1 protein-coding gene is annotated in these 265 nt (G+C 74.3%); it reads left to right on the top strand.

Translation table 11 applies throughout. The features are described 5' to 3' along the window. Positions 1 to 265 (top strand): LpqB family beta-propeller domain-containing protein (locus I59_RS22615; RefSeq protein WP_042726487.1); only part of this gene is annotated, 265 nt, incomplete at both ends.

Below are 265 nucleotides of genomic sequence, written 5' to 3'. Positions count from 1 at the left end.
GACCGCGACCGCGTCCCGACCTCCCTCGGGTCCCCGGTCCGGGTGCAGGCTGCGTCCGAGGACGCCGTCGGTGCCACGTGGGTCAGTGACGCGGACGTGGCCTCGGTCGGGCAGACGGACACCGGTCCGGAGGTCGTCCGGACCACGATCGGCGGTCGGCCGACGACCCTGCCGAAGCCGGAGGGCCGTGCGACGACGATCGTCGGGGGGAGCGGCGGATCGCTGCTGCTGCGGATGTCGGATGCGCAGGTCCTGCAGTCCACGG

The organism is Curtobacterium sp. B8 (assembly GCF_000333315.1).
Taxonomy (GTDB): Bacteria; Actinomycetota; Actinomycetes; order Actinomycetales; family Microbacteriaceae; genus Curtobacterium; species Curtobacterium luteum.
This window is presented reverse-complemented; position numbering and strand designations above follow the sequence as displayed.